This window comes from Salibacterium aidingense DSM 18341, from assembly GCF_000429685.1.
GTDB lineage: Bacteria > Bacillota > Bacilli > Bacillales > Marinococcaceae > Salibacterium > Salibacterium aidingense.
Window position 1 is genome coordinate 82989 of sequence record NZ_AUCI01000012.1, and the last position, 16161, is coordinate 99149.

The window sequence follows — 16161 nt, forward strand, 5'->3', positions numbered from 1 at the left end:
GCACTCTCTGAAGGTCTTGTTAAAGATAAGGCTTATTGAACAATATGGCCCGATTCAAAAATACTTGCTATAAAAGTCATGTCTTAATTTCCCACTGAGATGAGCATAAATCCTTGTAAATGTAAATAAATAACGGAAGGCGCCTTCTTATTCAAGAAGCGCGCCTGACTGGTTAAATTACATACCTGATATTCCAGCTATAATTACAAAGGTAGTCCAAAGGAAACCGATTACAAGCGTCACACCTGAGAGTGTTCTAAGTAAAATAGGGAATGATGTTTCCTTATCCCCTTTTCTACTTTTCAAAGAGAAGATAATAAACATGACTCCTAATAATCCGATTAAATAATTAAAAATAATTCCTACCCAATACCATGTCAATCCCTCACCCCAATACGCCATATCCTGAAACAAATTACTGAGATAGAATACACCTGCAGCACATATCAGTGACAAGAAAGTATAAATTAATTGTTTTCTAATTTTTAGCGGCCACTGATCCAAAAGCTGTTCCTCCTTTTCTCATCGAGATTACTTTTAGTTTGGCAGAATCTCTAATAAAGAAAAAGGTTGGTTCTATTTGAGGCTTACTAAAAAAGGACGAGAAAAAGATCCTCTGTCCTTTCGGTAACACGCCCTATGACTTAATTGAGTCTTTGATGAGTTCATTGTTTTTCTCCCAGATAGCTTGTGCTTCATCGTGTGTGTAATGGTACTCTTTCATATATGAGGTAAACTTATCCTCCAAGAACCACACTGGGAGGGTTTCATTTGTTTTTGAGGTGCGAATGAATTCGAGGATGCGTTTTTTGGTCAAAAAGTTGTCCGCAGCTATATTCTGCGTGGACTTTTCGAATTCTTTCTTCCTGGTCTTGAGAATGGTCGTTATGTACGCATCGATGCGGGTGACTGTACGATTGTTAGTGTAAATATCCTGTAGGACATATTCCAATTCTTCTATTCCATAAATAGTCCACGTCTTCAACACACGGTTCGGTATTTCATACCCGTACTCTTTAATAAGAGGACGGGCTTTATCAAGGAATTTTTTAATCTCTTCTTCTTTGACGTCTTCTTCCATGGAAATTGTATCTGTCATCTTGATGTTGAATTCAATCTTTTCCACCCGTCTGCCTTGCTTTACCTCTTGGAAATCAAACGTTAGTAGATTAATGTCATTAAGTTCTTCCTGTGCTTTCAATAAGACGCGAGACTTAAAATGACCATATTGTTTGTATTTATCCCCCACTCCCAGATGTTCTTTTAATTTATCAATTTGGAAAGTTCGCTTTTGGATTTTTACATATTGTTGCAAGAGCTCAAAGAGTCGTATCGTGTAAGGGCTCTGCATATGCCCAATCGTTGGAAAATCATATTTGGTATAACGACCCTGTTCTGTTAGATTAATCAGATACGGTTCAATTACGTCATTGAATTGGATATGTACCATGCCATCTCGATAGACAATTCCTTTAAACCAAGGGAACCAACCGACTTGGGATTCTGTTTTTATCATGATCCGCTTTTTCGTCAACTCACTTGCGATTTTGTTCACCCTGGCATAATAGCCATTTCCGGTAAGACCTGCTGCTTTGATAAATTCAGCGACAGTAAAAGATACATTAGGAAAATGCTCCGGTGATTTAACGATCTTACCGGCAGCATATCGAATAATCTTGTGCTCGGTTGCTGTTAGATCGTCTTCGTATATCGCTTCCACCAAATCATTAGATTGGTAGACTTGCATGCGTTTTTCAGCATTCTTTTTAGATAAATTTGTCATTCTATCACAACCCTACCTAAGGTCTTCCACTCCATATTATTTCATAATATCGTGTGCTTTTCGATAGGTTCCCGTAAATATCACACATTGAGGGCCTGTGATAATAAACATCTATGAACTATCACAGATTGAGGGGAAATCCTTAATGAAGTATCACACATTGAGGGTGAGTGATCGTTTTTGTGATATATTTGTACCCCAAAATAGGAAAAATAGAAAGGACTACCCCTACTTTGACGCAATCTGTGATAGTAAAATTCCTCTATGATGGCATATAATGCCTATTATTTCAAAAATAAGCCTCAATCTGTGATGGTCCTTACCCAATCTGTGATAGTTGCACCCTCAATGTGTGATCATTCAACCTCAATCTGTGATAGTTTGATACTCAATCTGTGATCCTTATAACTCAATCTGCGATGATAATTACTCAATGTGTGATATTTCGACAACTTCACCCTAAGAGTGCCAAGGGTTGCCATCTGCCGAAATGTTTTATATGTTCTTATATGTTCCCAATAAATGTTTAATAAAACTCATTTAAAGGAGTGGGGAAAAAAGTGGTAGATTCATAGAATTGTATCATTTATAATGATAAATACTTCCCGAAAAAATTCAAGTTTATTAGAAAAGCTACGATTTATTATTAATGTTATAAGTGCTTATAATATTCATCCATGAGTTTTTTACTCTTAGCCTCAAACTGTTTGGAGACACCTCTCAAGTATAACTTTGATGTGGTACAATTTTTATTGATAGACCAAATCGTTGTTGAAGAGATTTAATGAAAGGATCATTGTTAAAAATGACTCCAGGACAGGGAAAAATAGTACACTATTTCTTAAAGTGATCTGGAACACAGTTTTCACAAAATAAAAGACGGATGTTGTTATCCTGCAGCCATTTCTGCTGGATAACCGATATTGGTTGTCTGCATTTTTGACAGAGTGGAGTTTCTTCTTGCACATCCTGTTTAGCACCCTGCCTGTCAACTGATATTGTTTTTAGATTTTTCCACCCCATTCCAAATAGATCACAAGCGTCTCTTAAAGCGTCCTGGGATGCAGATCGGGCAGCATATTTTAAATTGGTAAAACTGTCCCCTTTGTATTTGAGATCCGCTGTCCCAATACCATCCCGCTTGGCTCCCATAATATCCAGGGTACCGATTACCATAATTTCTTTCTCGTAAACGGTTGGCTCCCCTTTCAGAGTCCAGTTCCAGTACTCGCCTGCAATATCGTTCAGTCGTTCCACGTATGCGTCGGTGCCAATATAAGAGCTGTTCCTGCCATTTATCTTTCGATGCTGTACTATTTCGGAAGGAAAAGGTTCTTGAAGTTTTCGTAACAGGTTCTGGAATGAAGTAGTCTCATCCAATGGGCGAACCTCCTTCATTGCGACGGTTGAATATCTTGCTTAGGGAAGTTTTCGAACATGGCACGAAGGTTTATTAATAAAATTCTTGAACAAAGCACTTGGCTTACACAACCAAGAGTTTTGATTTTAATCATTGATGTAGTAAGTCCATGATTTTTTCTTTTAATGGCGGAAGCTCTTTTTCAACCACATTCCAGACGATGTCATTGTCTACGCCGAAATAGTCATGAATTAACACGTTTCGGATGTCTGTCATCTCACGCCAAGGCACATGTAAGTGTTGATTTCGAAAGTTTTTGGAAATACGCTTTGCCGCTTCCCCCATAATTTCTAAATTACGAATCACTGCGTCTTGTACCAATTTAGAACGAAAAAAGTCTTCCTCCCCATTTGGAAGATACGTTTCAATGTTTTCTATGCACTCTAAAATATGAGTCAGATAAAGGTTGTCATCATTCATAATGGTACGGCTCCATTTATCACGTTATCTTTAATACGCCAATGAACAGCATTTTCCGTAACAACGTCTACTTTTCTGTTAAACAATTGTTCCATGTCTTGTTTAAAACGTATCAAATCAAATAAAGTTCTTCCCTCTTCAAAATCAACTAATAAATCAAGATCACTCGCAGAATTATCTTCGGATCTTGCGACTGAACCGAATACCCTCACATTTTTAATGCCATGTTCTCTTGCTGTTTTCAAAACTAAGTCACGTTTTTCTTGAAGATCGTCTAACATTCAAATCCCTCTCAATCTTCATTTTTCTTATGTTCATTATATCATTTCCTAACAAAAACAATTCATCCTCCCTGTTCATTCCACCCTAGTTTCCGTATTTAACCTGCTCGGCATGTACTTCATGCATGGAGACAGAGGGTTGCTGTTGGTGTTTGCGGGCCTGTAGGCGTCCGATAACGGCAACACCCATGCCGGTTTTTAAGTCATTGGCAAGCCGCTCCGCATACGAACGCCAGGCGAGAACAGGGATATAATCGGTATCTGCTTTCTCCGCTCCTCTTGGCTTGTAGTCGCGCTCGACCACTACCATAAACCGACAGACTGCAACGGAATCCGCCCCTACATAATGCAGTTCCGGATCCTTCGTAAGCCGACCGGTGAAAAATGCCTGGTTGATGTCTTTGGCCAAGCCGCGGTGATGCTGACCGAAGATGACGTCCTGAGCCATTACTTCGTGCCGGTTCATGTGAGCATCCTGCCGGACCATCGACTGCAGTCGTCCCGTCACGGCACACTCCTGTCCACGCTGCAGGTTATTAGCGACTCTTTCGGCGTATTCCCGCCATACCAGGACGGGGATATAATCCACCTTCTTGCCCCCCTCGCTGGAAGCCTGATAGGGACGTTCACAGGCGATGGGAAATCGAACCATAGCAATGCTTTTTTCCGTATATCGTAGTTCCGGCGGAACGGTCAGTCGTCCGTGCAGAACAAAGCGGTTAATGTCCATGGTTACTGCTCCTTTTCGATATATGCGATCACATCATCCAGGAAATGATAAGCATTGCGGATCTGCTCGGCCGCCCGCTGTTCCAAGACAGGAAAAAAAGCTCGTCCGTCTGTGGTGATCTGCCAGTACCGGCGGTGCCGGATCCGTGGATCGTCCCACGCTCCCTTAATTAGTGCTCCTTCTTCCGCTTCTTCCATCTGCAGCGCAAGTTTATAAACGTATGCTTTGGACGGCTGCCACCCGAACTTTCCAGCAATACTTTCCTGGATGTCAGCCATCACAGCACTCTTTTTCTCGTGCAGCAAAACCCACAGCACGTAATACCTGAAGAGATCCATTGTTTTGATGATGGTACTAAAAAAAGAGCGATCCGCTCCTTCCAGTACTTCGATCGAACCAGGAGGCTTACCGTCTGCTGTGATATCATAATCTATCGCCGCAGCTACGCTCTGCACGGCACGCAGCCGCTCCAGCAAGGTCGGCTGGATGGACCGAAGCCACTTGCGGCCGTCATCGGATAGTGTAAGATAAGGCGTGTGGTGCTCCCGAAAGGCTTCCACCAGCCGGCGATCCCGCTGCATATTGGAAATGCTGGTGATAAAATAGCGTTGATTCGGCGGCTGCCGGTCCATAATACGGGCGGCGTGGTGCCAAAGCTGCTCCCGGCTGAAATGGTGAAAGTATAACAGCTTGGCGGTGACAGCCTCCATGACCAGCTTCCGTGATAATTCAATGGTTTCAGACTTCATGTTCGGTTGGACTCCTTTCGTTGATGTTGAGGGGGGAGTAGAATCCGTTCTACTAGAATCTTAAGAATTATTTAGTTATATTGCGGTATATGTGTATCAAACGGTATAATTTTAGGCATACATATTTCTTGAAATGGAGGTTTTTCATTGAGTAATCAAGAGTACGTCAAAAACCGTATATCTTCTACAGATTATGAAACCGGTCAAACTACCTTAAGGGTAGAATTTGAAGGTGAAACACAGATGCCTGAATCGCATGATGACTTAAAAGTTGAAGCAGCATTGGCCTTATTGGAGTCTGTGGATGTAAAAAATTATATAGAAGCTGACCTATATACAAAGGCAGAAGAAGATTACAACGAAATCATCGATGTGACTAAAGCCATATTTATGAAAGATATATAGATTGTCAAAGAGGGACTCCCCCTCTTTTTTTATTGTTAACTTTCTTACAATGATTATACTATACAGTCTACAAATATCATAGAGTTTTCTCTTCCGCAGTCCATCCGTTCCTTCCTCTTTCCCTTCCTTTTAACCATAATGATTCCAGCGTATTTATAGTTTTTCTCCGTAAGAATCTACTAGATACGTTGGCATTCCATAGGTAGGCCTGCCCGGGGGATAGACCGCCGGATGAAAATGGTTAAAGGATGAAAGATGTCACAAAGTTAGGAGGAAGCAAACCGAGCGGAAGGGAGCATGGAGCATATTTTTATGTAATTAGTGGACTGTCTTTGTGTTACATGTTATGCTATCCATAACTTATTCAGAAAGGGGCTATTTGTCATGGTTCAAGACAAGCAGCAGGCACGATGGAAAACTTATGCGGAGATGCAGCAGAAAGAGGAAGCGGTGGCAGCCGAAGACCAGCAGAAGCGGAAGGCATTGCACCAATGGTTGGTCGACGAAGCGTTATCCCTGCTTCATAAGGAGAGGGATCCGGAAGCGGTGTATGTGACCGATGAGAAGAATAATATCTGGGATAGAAATACCTTGAAGGTGATCGGCCGGAATACGCATGCCGCAACGTTGATCGATGCTGCTTATATCGTGCTGTATGGCACATTAGAGAATTGGTCGGCGGAAAAGGCCGAAGAATTACGTTTGCAACAGCTGACCGTTCCGCTTTTTGAGGAACCTGTTCAAGAATGAAAAAGGTGAAGGGGGGATTGATCAATTCCTATCAGAAATATTGGGAGGGCATTGTTTATGATAGATCAGTAGAAGTTGCCGGTATAAGTGAATGAGAAAGGGTAGAGGCATTTTACCTACTCTTTCAAAAGAAAGGAAAGGGATCCATTTATGGATATATGTAGAGAATTTATACGTTTAGGCTTGGTGTTTGGATACTTACTATTTTGTGTAGTAGGTTTCGTCTATGGTGAGGAGGGATTATTACTCGCCTTTGGCTTCCTTATTGTCTTGAATCTCCTGGTTATAATTTTTTTTGTTACCCCATTTCAAGTACACAAAGCATTGTTTTTTGGAATAAACAGTGACTTTGCAAAAAGGAAGGTGTACGGAGCTAGAGGAACGTATCATGTACGTATACGCTCTATTATTGATGACAGGCACAAAAAGCGTTACCTGGAACTATACCAACCAGTGACTTACAATATAATAAAAACTGTCGATATTACGAATAAGGATGAGACCCAACCAGTTAAAAGCGTAAGAAATGTCGTACAGGAGTATGAAGAAGAACTTCGTCAATTAGAAGAGGTCAACATGCAAAAAAAATGGAAAAAGCAAGCTGTCAAATGGGATCAGAAACATTGGGATGGAAATGTTTATAATGGGGATCTCGATATGTGATTCTTGCTTCTACCTACAATAAGGATTTCTTGACATGATGGTTCTATATTTTATCGTTTACTTTGCTGCAGTGATCTTACAGATAGCAGGGTTTCTCGCCCTGCTTTCATATACGTAATGTCAAGCGGACACAAAAGTCTGTTTGACGTGGTCATAAAAGTAGTGCATTTATTTGTGCTCACTTTATACTTAAACCTTATCCTTATAAAACATTCAATTAACTCGCTCAAATAAATGTATGGTATCCTGACAGTATGTAAAATAGGATATATTCATAGTTATATAAAAGGAGCGTCCTATGGGCGAATTGATATTTCTTTTAGTCATCACATATCTTATTGGGTGGTCATTATTTTGGAGTTTCAAAAATGGCAAGAAATTCTATCATTATTTGCTAGAGGCACACAAAGACAAAAAAGATTTTTGTCCCCATGGTATTTCTAAGGGGGCTTCAGAAAATAAATGTATAAAGTGTACAAAAAAGAAAGAAAGAATACTTCAAAAACAGAAAATAAAAGAAAATTCCGAACAATTATACCAAGAAGAAATGAAAAAGTTGTTAAAACAAATGAGAAAAAGCACTAAATATCTCCAAAGTCTCTCTCCGCAAGACTTTGAAAATGTAGTAAGCGATATGTTTAGAGAACTAGGATATACTGTCAACCAAACTCCTTACATCAATGATGGAGGAAAAGACGCTATTGCCTGGAAAAATCAAAAAAAGTACCTTTTTGAATATAAAAGACACCATCAAAACAATACAATCGGCCGCCCTATGCTTCAAAAATTTTATGCTGCTATGATAGAAGAAGGTACAGACAAAGGTTTTTTTATTACTACAAGCCGTTTTACACCATCAGCTATTAATTATAGCGCAAAATATAACATCACCTTAATAGACGGCCACCGGTTAAGAGAACTGTTTGAAAAGGTCTATCCTTCTTCAAAAAATCAGAGCTATCAAGTAATGTGTGAACAATGTGGTGATATTGTCTTCTTTACGAAACTTGCTCACACAGAGCACACGCGATGTAAAAACAACCATATAGTCTATTGCAATATCACTCCACCCTCTCTTCTAAATAAAAAGGTACAATCCATTAGACAATGTCCATTATGCGGTTACAAATTAAAACGAAGAAGGGGGCGATATGGAAGCTTCTATGGTTGTGTGCGATATCCTCTTTGTCGCTATACTGAAAAGTCAAACAACAGCAGTTAAGGTAATGGTAAGCAAGACTTCGAAAAAAGCATTTACTCGTTAAACACGAAGCTTCATTTTATACTACCATTCGTTTTTAAATGCCGAACTTCTGAAATCAGGAGGACTCCTTCAGTGATTTATCAGGACCAGAATAATCAAGAACAGACACCCACCAAACCGCTGCTTCTTTTAGACACAGGGGACTATAAACAAAAAGCTAATAGATTTGCGGTAAGTATCGCTTACGGCATGACAACCCTTAATTTCGAAAAAGCGGAGCGTTTGTACCCAAAACGCTGCATCCTCTATTACATCCAGGATACCGCAGAGAATATAATTTTCCACCTGCCCCATCTTCATCAAAACATCTGGCAAATTATCGTTAATTTACCCCTAGAGCAAAAACCATTAAAAAAATTTTTATTATACAGCCATGCACTAGTTTACAACAATACAGATCAGCAATCATGGTTGAACCATTTAAAGCTTGCCTATGATTTAAATTATTATATTCACCCTGTCTTTCATACCACTGTTTTAAAAGAATTTTCTTGTTTAGAAAATGGATCTCCTATTTCCGGGAAAAGAGAAATTAACGTGAATACATTGAAAGCTTCTAAATACTTAACTAGAGCAGAAGTACGAGTCCTATCAGCATTGGCTGAGGGGAAATCGAATCAAGCAATTGCCGACACTTTAGGCGTTCATGAAAACACAATCAACAATCAAATGGCCAAAATACATAAAAAATTGCAGGTAACATCAAAAATGGAAATTATACGAAAATGCTTCCAATGCGGTATTTTTGTATTAACTTATAAATAAAACAGCCATGTGGCAGGCTACTTAGTATATATAAAAGGAGAATGAACTTTATGTGTGGACGTTTTACCTTAACGCTTTCTCTTAACGACATACAAGAGCGGTTTTCGATTCAAGCAACGACTATTACTGACTATCAGCCTGATTACAATGTCTCTCCGGGAACAGCCATTGCTGCGATAATTTCAGATGGAACAAAAAATAGATTAGGGACTCTTAAATGGGGATTAGTTCCATTTTGGGCAGACGATCCTAAGATTGGCTATAAAATGATTAATGCCCGCTCCGAAACCGCTCCAACGAAAAATAGTTTTAAACGGCCGCTTCAGCAGCAGCGTTGTATCATCCCGGCCGACAGTTTTTATGAATGGACCACAGAGAAAGGAAAGAAACAGCCCTATCGCATTTACCTAAAGGATCAAAAAGCCTTTGGATTAGCCGGCTTATGGGAGAAGTGGGAAGGCGACCGTGACACCTTATACACTTGCACCATCCTAACCACAGCTGCCAATACGTTCATGAAAAAACTGCACGACAGAATGCCAATTATCCTAACCCAAGAACGGGAATCTTTATGGCTGGACCCATCCATCCAGGACACCGACACCATTCAGGCCTGTATGACAGCTGTAGATGGGGATAGAATGACGGCGTATCCGGTCAGCACCGATGTAAACAGCCCGAACAATCAAGGTGCAACGTTGATTGAACCAATTTATTAGTATCTATGGTAAAATAAGAGGAACGGGAACCATCGTTATTAATATCAACAGTGTCATGAATAGGAAGGAATAGAGTATGCAATTAAGAGGCGGCATGGCTGGCATAAATTCGGTCTCCTTTATTTCAGACCATTATTCAGCAACAACGGTTAATGAAAAAAACAGCTCCATTGTATATATTATGGAAACAGAAAACACGCCCCGTTTCATCCAAGCATTAAAGCAGTGGCCATTTATTCGAGCATATGCTCTTTTCATTCATATGTTCATCGTCAAAAAACAGTTGGCACTGATCATGCTTCTCCTATTTGGAATATTGACCATGTTGAACGCAGCTCTGGATGATACCACTGTTAATAGTGTTCTTCACTCGGTGTCCATCCACCCGCTGCTTTTTTGTGCTATGGTCGTGGGATCCGCAGGTATTTTGATACGTTTTACGCCGATCGGAAAGTATCATGCAGCTGAGCATATGGCTGCTAATGCCTACGAACATTCCGGTGATATGAAACTTGAAAACGTCAAACGGCATTCCCGTGTCCATTCTCATTGCGGCACCAATATTGTTATGATCTTTTTTGTGACATTCACCCTTTTGTATGGTATTTTTGGATACAATCCAGGAACGATCTTTCTAGCTTGGGGCATCGCTTACGAATTAAAGGAGAACGAGGAACGTATCCCCTATCTCATGAGACCATTAATGTATCTTGGTTATGCCACTCAATACGTCCTATTCACATCAAAACCAAAGGATAAGCACGTGGAAGCTGCCATAAAAACAATTTCTTCTTTAGAGAAAGAAGAAAATAGCTACGTTCAACAACTTGGATGATATATGGAAAAATTTAGAGCCCGATTTATTGTTTTTGATGTTTTCGTCATAATATGGTACAGTTAGAATATAATAAAAGGCAGGGACAGCGGTGAACTGCCCCTACCTCTTTAAAGATGCGAACGGCCCTTCAAAGAGGGCAACATTTTAAAAGCGGTATTAAAAACCCCATCCTTTTTAGAGTTGCGCCTCTAATTTAAGGATGGGGTTTTACTTGTTATCTGATACCATGATAAGCAATACAGTTAGTATTATCATGATGATTTGATAATCAGACATAGCACCACCCCCTTTCTACGGGGAGTGGTTGCCCATCCTTAAAGGGAAATCCCGTTGCATCTAAAATCTATTATACCATGAAAATACTTCTATTTGTTGTTATAAGAGGAATTTTTTAGAGAGTAGAGAGTGTTGATGGTGCAAGATGAGCGGCCGCTTCTGGACGACCGCCAGAAACGGCGGAAGAACTCCGTTTGAAAAAAGCAGCGTTTTCTCCTGGTCAAAGACAGTACATAGCATGAGTGAATGAGAATGGGGAGTGGCATATTCCCTTCTCTTTCAAACATTCGAAGAAAAGAAAGGGAGATTTGGCACGTTAAGCGTGTTGATCATGTCGCAAAAGAAATAGACCGCTCCTCGATTAAGGTGTGCGGTCTATCCCTCGGCTAAGGTGTGCTGTCTACTCCCGTAACTGAACCGGGAAAGCCCTCCGCTCTTAAAGCGGCTGTTGTACAGGACCGTGGTGTTCCAGCACCTGCGGTCTAAATAAATTATACCACAGGAAGCACAAAGAATTACAACCAAGCAATACCATTACCATAATAACGAAACTTCCTATAATTTTTTTCATACTCTCCCCTTTGAGGTTGCATAATCCTAATATTTCTGCCAAAGTATACCCTAAAAATCTCCATTCTCTTAATTATCCCTATGGGGTACCTCAGCTTGACCACTGGTTCTATGTACTTATCAAATATATCGGAAAGAAAAGAATGAATTAAAATATGACATCGTTCTAGGACCACCGTTATGGTAAAATGATGGAAAAGAGTAGTTGTTTGTCATTTCATCCGTAGAAGTAGAAGGCAGGTTCATAATATGCAATTAAAAGGCGGAATTGCAGGCATGCATTCGGTATCGTTTTATTCGGACCGTTATGCTGCCACCACAGTGAACAAAAAACAAGCTACCAACGTGTATGTAAACAAAAGGGAACAGGGCCCCCGTTTTCTAGAAAATATTATGAAGTGGCCGTTTATTCGTGCCTATGCCCTATTTCTTTATGTTTTTCTTATCAAACGAAAAATGATAATTACAGTGCTGCTGTCCTATGTCTTGATTATCTTTCTAAACATTTCCCGGGAAGACAACAGCATGAATCATATGGTTCTTCCGGAAACAATCTCCCCGCTCCTCTTTTTGGCCCTCCTATTAGGGGGAGCTGCTTTTGTGATCCGTTTAACACCAATCGGGAAATACCATGCCGCTGAACATATGGCCGCTAATGCATACGGCCATTCCGGTGATCTGCGGCTGGAGAACGTAAAGCAGTATTCCCGTATCTCTAGGTATTGTGGCACCAACCTCGTAATTCTTTTTCTTATCGTTTTCACTATCCTATATATGATTTTTGGTTTTCACGTCGGCATTGCTTTTTTTGCTTGGGGAATGACTTATGAAATGCGGCAGTACGACCAATATTTGAGCTACATCATCACCCCGATATATTATGTCGGTTATGCTGCGCAATACCTTTTGTTTACGTCTAAACCAAACGACAAGCATCTGCAAGCAGCTATTAAAGCCATTCAAGCATTAGAAAAACAGGAGAGTACCACGGACTAAGAAAATGAGGTGTGAAGAAGTATGAAAAAAACGGTCCGCTTACAGATCGTTAAACCGATGGATGAAGATTGGGAAATACTAGGGAGGGTCCTGCACGATATCCGTTATCAAACCAGGCAGGTTCTCAATAAAACCATTCAGCTTTGCTGGGAATACTCCAATTTTTCATCGGAATATAAAGCTTTGCACGGGGATTACCCTAAAAATAAAGAGATTCTTCATTACACAAGCATGCATGGATATGCTTATAATCAGCTCAAAGAACAGTATTACTATATCCAAAGTGGAAATTGTTCTCAGACTGTTAAACGAGCCGTAGACAAATGGAAGTCAGATTTGAAGGAAATCCTCCGTGGTGATCGGTCGATTCCCAGTTATAAAAAGGATATTCCCATCGATATTGTCAAAGATGCGGTTTCTCTCGAACACGACGAGAAAAATGGAAACTATATCGCAACCCTCAGCCTCATGAGCACGGCTTACCGAAAAGAAATGGAGCGGAAATCCGGCCAATTTCGTGTTCTTCTTCATTCTGGCGATAACAGCAAAAAAACCATCTTAAAACGACTAGTTCAAGGAGAATACCAGCATACGGCCTCTCAAATCGTAAAAAAGGGGAAAAAGTGGTTTTTAAACCTGTCGTACAAATTCGATGTGCTCCAAACCCCGTTTCAAACAGAACGAGTCATGGGCGTAGATATGGGGGTTATTTACCCCATCTATATGGCATTCAATTATCATGACCATTTACGCTACAAGATTCAGGGCGGTGAAATTGAAAGGTTTCGGCGGCAGGTGGAAAGCAGAAAAAAAGCACTGCAGGATCAGGGAAAATATGCCGGCAGCGGACGTGTAGGACACGGTACAAAAACACGAATTGACCCGCTTGAAGTTATTCGAGACAAAATAGCCAATTTCCGGGAAACCAAAAACCATCATTATTCCCGTTATGTCGTGGATATGGCCGAAAAACATGAGTGTGCCACAATACAATTGGAAGAACTCAAGGGTATTCATCAGGACGATGCTTTCTTAAAAAGATGGTCCTATCATGACCTTCAGGAAAAAATAACGTACAAAGCAGAAGAGAAAGGAATTCAGGTCATAAAAGTAGACCCTCAAAAGACTTCTCAGCGTTGTCATCATTGTGGTAACATAGACAGCAATAATAGAAAAGAACAGGCCTCTTTTCTGTGCACCTCATGTGGGATGGAAACGAATGCTGACTTCAATGCAGCAAAAAACATTTCAATACCAGGTATTGAACAAATCATACAAACCGAGATGAAAAGTTAAATTTATTGGGCGCTTTCTCGCCCATAAAACGAGAAGTACCGCTCACAGTGGCGGCAACACTCGTGAAGGTAGTCCCATCGTTTCGGGTGGGCTGAAATCTCAGTCACAAAAACCGACTGAGGAACCCTTGCAACTACATATTTGGTAGATGTAAAACTGTCGTCGACCTTCAGTAGCGTAAATACCCCGGCGGGTCGACGACATCAAAAGCCTTGGATTCACGGGGATGGATAAAAAAGCTGGAGCAAACCCTGTAACTCTACCACAATATACAACCCTGTCACATCAGCTTTTGCTGGGGTTTTCATCTTACCTATAAGGGTTTGAAACGCAAGGCAAAAGGTGGGAAACCTGCGGATAAGAGTGTTGTTTTCATCTTACCTATAAGGGTTTGAAACACGGATAGATTGGATGCTCAAGAACAATATTATAGGTTTTCATCTTACCTATGAGGTTCACAAAGCAAAACTTTTGAAAACAGGAAGCCTTAACTTTCCAGAGGATGTTATATTTCTATATTTTACTTTCACTTTCAGAGGATTAATCATGATGAAATCATGATCCTCAACAATAATGTTTTGATTTGCTATACGATAAAAAGCAGCCCTACTTTTTGGATCTATTCCAAGTTCCAGGAGGCCAGCCTCTTTGCCATTTTCATACATGAGGAGCCATCCCGTTTGATCTTTTCGGTACCCGCTAATATACACTTCTGTTTGCTGATAATTGATGACTTTTATCCATGAAGAAGAGCGGAAGTTACATATGTATTTGGCGTGCTTATCTTTTTGAACAATGCCCTCTAGACCTCTTTCTTGGACCTGATCAAACAGTTCTGGCCCCTTCTCTTCCAAATAGGCCACCTTACAAAGCACGTCATTATTTTCCGGAATCACATGGGATAATAACATTTTACGTTCGATGAGTGTTAAATCAGTTACCCAGCGATTTTCATATTTTAGAAGATCAAAGGCCACAAAGGTAACAGGATAGCTGCTGCGCATTTTAGCTATTTTTGAAGCATTTGTGAACTGAAATCGCTTCATTACCCATTCGAAATCAGGAAAACCCCGATTATCGGTCACTACCAGCTCTCCATCCAATATTGTATTGTCGGGGATATCAATGGCTAATAGTTCCGGGAATCGTGAGGTTACTTCAACCTGGTGCCTTGTATATAATAATATTTTATCTTTCTGTTTTATTAAAATCAGCCGAATGCCGTCCAGTTTCAGCTCTGAAAAATATCGGTTATCTTTTATAGGAACATTGTTTTCTGCTTTATGTAGCAACATTGGTTGTATCACGTTCTTCACACTCCTGGTTGCATTATATCAGCAGGAGATGCAATAAAGGAGATGTAATGATTGGAAAAACCGCTCTCCACCTTTGAGCGGTTTACGTTGCCTTTTTTGCCTTCTTTTTCCTTTCTTCTTCCTGATGGTGGGTACTCTTTTCTTTGTCTATACTGGCCTGCAATGCCTCCATTAAATCATTAATGTCTTCCTTCTCTTTATCACCCGAAGTAATCACATCTTGTTCCTTTTCCAGCTTATCTTGAATCAATTCATGTAAAGAGAGTCTGACTGCATCGGTGTAATGATTTGGATTGAATTCTGTTGTCAGCTGCTTTATTAATGTCTCTGCGGTTTCTACTTCTTTGTCTGTTAAATCAATGTTTCCGGGTAAGTTGGGTATGTCATTAATCTCCCTAACCTCATCCGGATAAAAGATGGTTTCCATGATTAATGCTTTTTTGATAACACGAATGACAGCTAAATGTTCTTTGGATCGTATGGTTACCTTGGCCACCGCGATTTTCTTTGTTTTTTTAATGGAGTCACGTAACAATGCATAGGCTTTGACTCCCGCCTCATTCGGCCCGATAAAATACGTTTTATCGTAATACATAGGGTCAATGTCGCTTAACCTCACAAAATCGAGAACTTCGATACTGTTTTGCTTACTCTCCCTGTTTACTTGATTGAGCTCGCGATCATTAATTTTTATAAACTTTCCCTCTCCATACTCATATGCCTTCTCAATATCATTATTGGAGACTTCTTCCCGACAGTTAGGGCAGTATTTTTGATATTGAATGGGGGTTCCGCATTCTTCATGTATGTTACGAAACGAAATATTTTTATTTTCTGTGGCTGCGTGCAACTTGATAGGTATACTAACAAGACCAAACTGGATATGCCCCTTCCAAATGGTGTGCAAGTTATCCCTTCCT

Annotated in this window: 18 protein-coding genes; 9 read left to right on the forward strand and 9 right to left on the reverse strand. The window is 40.3% G+C overall.

Annotated features, from left to right (window positions below; genetic code table 11):
* Positions 1-177: 177 nt before the first annotated feature.
* The 7 genes from G475_RS0113065 to G475_RS0113100 form a co-directional block, all read right to left on the reverse strand.
* Positions 178-504: a hypothetical protein gene (locus G475_RS0113065; RefSeq protein WP_026701679.1), complete on the reverse strand. Its 327-nt coding sequence runs from the start codon at positions 502-504 to the stop codon at positions 178-180.
* A gap of 133 nt (positions 505-637) precedes the next feature.
* Positions 638-1783: a replication initiation protein gene (locus G475_RS0113070; RefSeq protein ID WP_026701680.1), complete on the reverse strand. Its 1146-nt coding sequence runs from the start codon at positions 1781-1783 to the stop codon at positions 638-640.
* A gap of 834 nt (positions 1784-2617) precedes the next feature.
* On the reverse strand, positions 2618-3163 hold the full coding sequence (locus G475_RS0113075; protein ID WP_026701681.1) for a hypothetical protein: 546 nt from the start codon (positions 3161-3163) through the stop codon (positions 2618-2620).
* A gap of 130 nt (positions 3164-3293) precedes the next feature.
* Positions 3294-3623 carry a HepT-like ribonuclease domain-containing protein gene (locus G475_RS0113080; protein WP_026701682.1) on the reverse strand — a complete coding sequence of 110 codons (330 nt, stop codon included), beginning with the start codon at positions 3621-3623 and terminating at the stop codon, positions 3294-3296.
* A complete protein-coding gene (locus G475_RS0113085; RefSeq protein ID WP_026701683.1) occupies positions 3620-3904 on the reverse strand; it encodes a nucleotidyltransferase family protein in 285 nt (94 codons plus the stop codon). Before G475_RS0113085 ends, G475_RS0113080 begins: the two co-directional genes overlap by 4 nt.
* An 85-nt stretch (positions 3905-3989) precedes the next feature.
* A complete protein-coding gene (locus G475_RS26410; RefSeq protein WP_051302505.1) occupies positions 3990-4634 on the reverse strand; it encodes a single-stranded DNA-binding protein in 645 nt (214 codons plus the stop codon).
* A gap of 2 nt (positions 4635-4636) precedes the next feature.
* On the reverse strand, positions 4637-5383 hold the full coding sequence (locus tag G475_RS0113100) for a hypothetical protein (RefSeq protein WP_026701684.1): 747 nt from the start codon (positions 5381-5383) through the stop codon (positions 4637-4639).
* A gap of 147 nt (positions 5384-5530) precedes the next feature.
* Here G475_RS0113100 and G475_RS0113105 point away from each other — a divergent pair, with 147 nt between their 5' ends.
* The 9 genes from G475_RS0113105 (at position 5531) to G475_RS25055 (ending at position 13925) form a co-directional block, all read left to right on the forward strand.
* On the forward strand, positions 5531-5788 hold the full coding sequence (locus tag G475_RS0113105) for a hypothetical protein (protein ID WP_026701685.1): 258 nt from the start codon (positions 5531-5533) through the stop codon (positions 5786-5788).
* 384 nt (positions 5789-6172) lie between these two features.
* Positions 6173-6538: an FKBP-type peptidyl-prolyl cis-trans isomerase gene (locus G475_RS0113110; protein ID WP_026701686.1), complete on the forward strand. Its 366-nt coding sequence runs from the start codon at positions 6173-6175 to the stop codon at positions 6536-6538.
* A 150-nt stretch (positions 6539-6688) separates the two neighbouring features.
* Complete coding sequence (locus G475_RS0113120) at positions 6689-7201, forward strand: hypothetical protein (RefSeq protein ID WP_026701687.1); 513 nt, start codon at positions 6689-6691, stop codon at positions 7199-7201.
* Between the two features lie 298 nt (positions 7202-7499).
* On the forward strand, positions 7500-8423 hold the full coding sequence (locus G475_RS26415; RefSeq protein ID WP_051302507.1) for a restriction endonuclease: 924 nt from the start codon (positions 7500-7502) through the stop codon (positions 8421-8423).
* Between the two features lie 114 nt (positions 8424-8537).
* Complete coding sequence (locus G475_RS0113130) at positions 8538-9230, forward strand: helix-turn-helix transcriptional regulator (RefSeq protein WP_026701688.1); 693 nt, start codon at positions 8538-8540, stop codon at positions 9228-9230.
* Positions 9231-9280: 50 nt separating this feature from the next.
* Positions 9281-9949 carry an SOS response-associated peptidase gene (locus G475_RS0113135; protein ID WP_026701689.1) on the forward strand — a complete coding sequence of 223 codons (669 nt, stop codon included), beginning with the start codon at positions 9281-9283 and terminating at the stop codon, positions 9947-9949.
* 76 nt (positions 9950-10025) lie between these two features.
* A complete protein-coding gene (locus tag G475_RS0113140; RefSeq protein WP_026701690.1) occupies positions 10026-10784 on the forward strand; it encodes a DUF1385 domain-containing protein in 759 nt (252 codons plus the stop codon).
* 1098 nt (positions 10785-11882) lie between these two features.
* The gene (locus tag G475_RS0113145; protein ID WP_026701691.1) at positions 11883-12629 is read left to right on the forward strand and encodes a DUF1385 domain-containing protein; all 747 of its coding nucleotides are present in this window, start codon (positions 11883-11885) and stop codon (positions 12627-12629) included.
* A gap of 21 nt (positions 12630-12650) precedes the next feature.
* Positions 12651-13925 carry an RNA-guided endonuclease InsQ/TnpB family protein gene (locus G475_RS25055; RefSeq protein WP_035711169.1) on the forward strand — a complete coding sequence of 425 codons (1275 nt, stop codon included), beginning with the start codon at positions 12651-12653 and terminating at the stop codon, positions 13923-13925.
* A 455-nt stretch (positions 13926-14380) separates the two neighbouring features.
* Here G475_RS25055 and G475_RS0113155 read toward each other — a convergent pair whose 3' ends face one another.
* On the reverse strand, positions 14381-15232 hold the full coding sequence (locus G475_RS0113155; RefSeq protein WP_051302509.1) for an ATP-dependent DNA ligase: 852 nt from the start codon (positions 15230-15232) through the stop codon (positions 14381-14383).
* Between the two features lie 91 nt (positions 15233-15323).
* Positions 15324-16148 (reverse strand): non-homologous end joining protein Ku, encoded by an 825-nt coding sequence (ku, locus tag G475_RS0113160; protein WP_026701693.1) that lies wholly within the window; start codon positions 16146-16148, stop codon positions 15324-15326.
* Between the last annotated feature and the right edge of the window lie 13 nt (positions 16149-16161).

Excerpts from the sequence above, each read along its gene's own strand:
- G475_RS0113070 (WP_026701680.1), bottom strand. The coding sequence starts at position 1,783 with ATGACAAATTTATCTAAAAAGAATGCTGAAAAACGCATGCAAGTCTAC.
- G475_RS0113080 (WP_026701682.1), bottom strand. The coding sequence starts at position 3,623 with ATGAATGATGACAACCTTTATCTGACTCATATTTTAGAGTGCATAGAA.
- G475_RS0113085 (WP_026701683.1), bottom strand. The coding sequence starts at position 3,904 with ATGTTAGACGATCTTCAAGAAAAACGTGACTTAGTTTTGAAAACAGCA.
- G475_RS26410 (WP_051302505.1), bottom strand. The coding sequence starts at position 4,634 with ATGGACATTAACCGCTTTGTTCTGCACGGACGACTGACCGTTCCGCCG.
- G475_RS0113100 (WP_026701684.1), bottom strand. The coding sequence starts at position 5,383 with ATGAAGTCTGAAACCATTGAATTATCACGGAAGCTGGTCATGGAGGCT.
- G475_RS0113110 (WP_026701686.1), top strand. The coding sequence starts at position 6,173 with ATGGTTCAAGACAAGCAGCAGGCACGATGGAAAACTTATGCGGAGATG.
- G475_RS0113120 (WP_026701687.1), top strand. The coding sequence starts at position 6,689 with ATGGATATATGTAGAGAATTTATACGTTTAGGCTTGGTGTTTGGATAC.
- G475_RS26415 (WP_051302507.1), top strand. The coding sequence starts at position 7,500 with ATGGGCGAATTGATATTTCTTTTAGTCATCACATATCTTATTGGGTGG.
- G475_RS0113135 (WP_026701689.1), top strand. The coding sequence starts at position 9,281 with ATGTGTGGACGTTTTACCTTAACGCTTTCTCTTAACGACATACAAGAG.
- G475_RS0113140 (WP_026701690.1), top strand. The coding sequence starts at position 10,026 with ATGCAATTAAGAGGCGGCATGGCTGGCATAAATTCGGTCTCCTTTATT.
- G475_RS0113145 (WP_026701691.1), top strand. The coding sequence starts at position 11,883 with ATGCAATTAAAAGGCGGAATTGCAGGCATGCATTCGGTATCGTTTTAT.
- G475_RS25055 (WP_035711169.1), top strand. The coding sequence starts at position 12,651 with ATGAAAAAAACGGTCCGCTTACAGATCGTTAAACCGATGGATGAAGAT.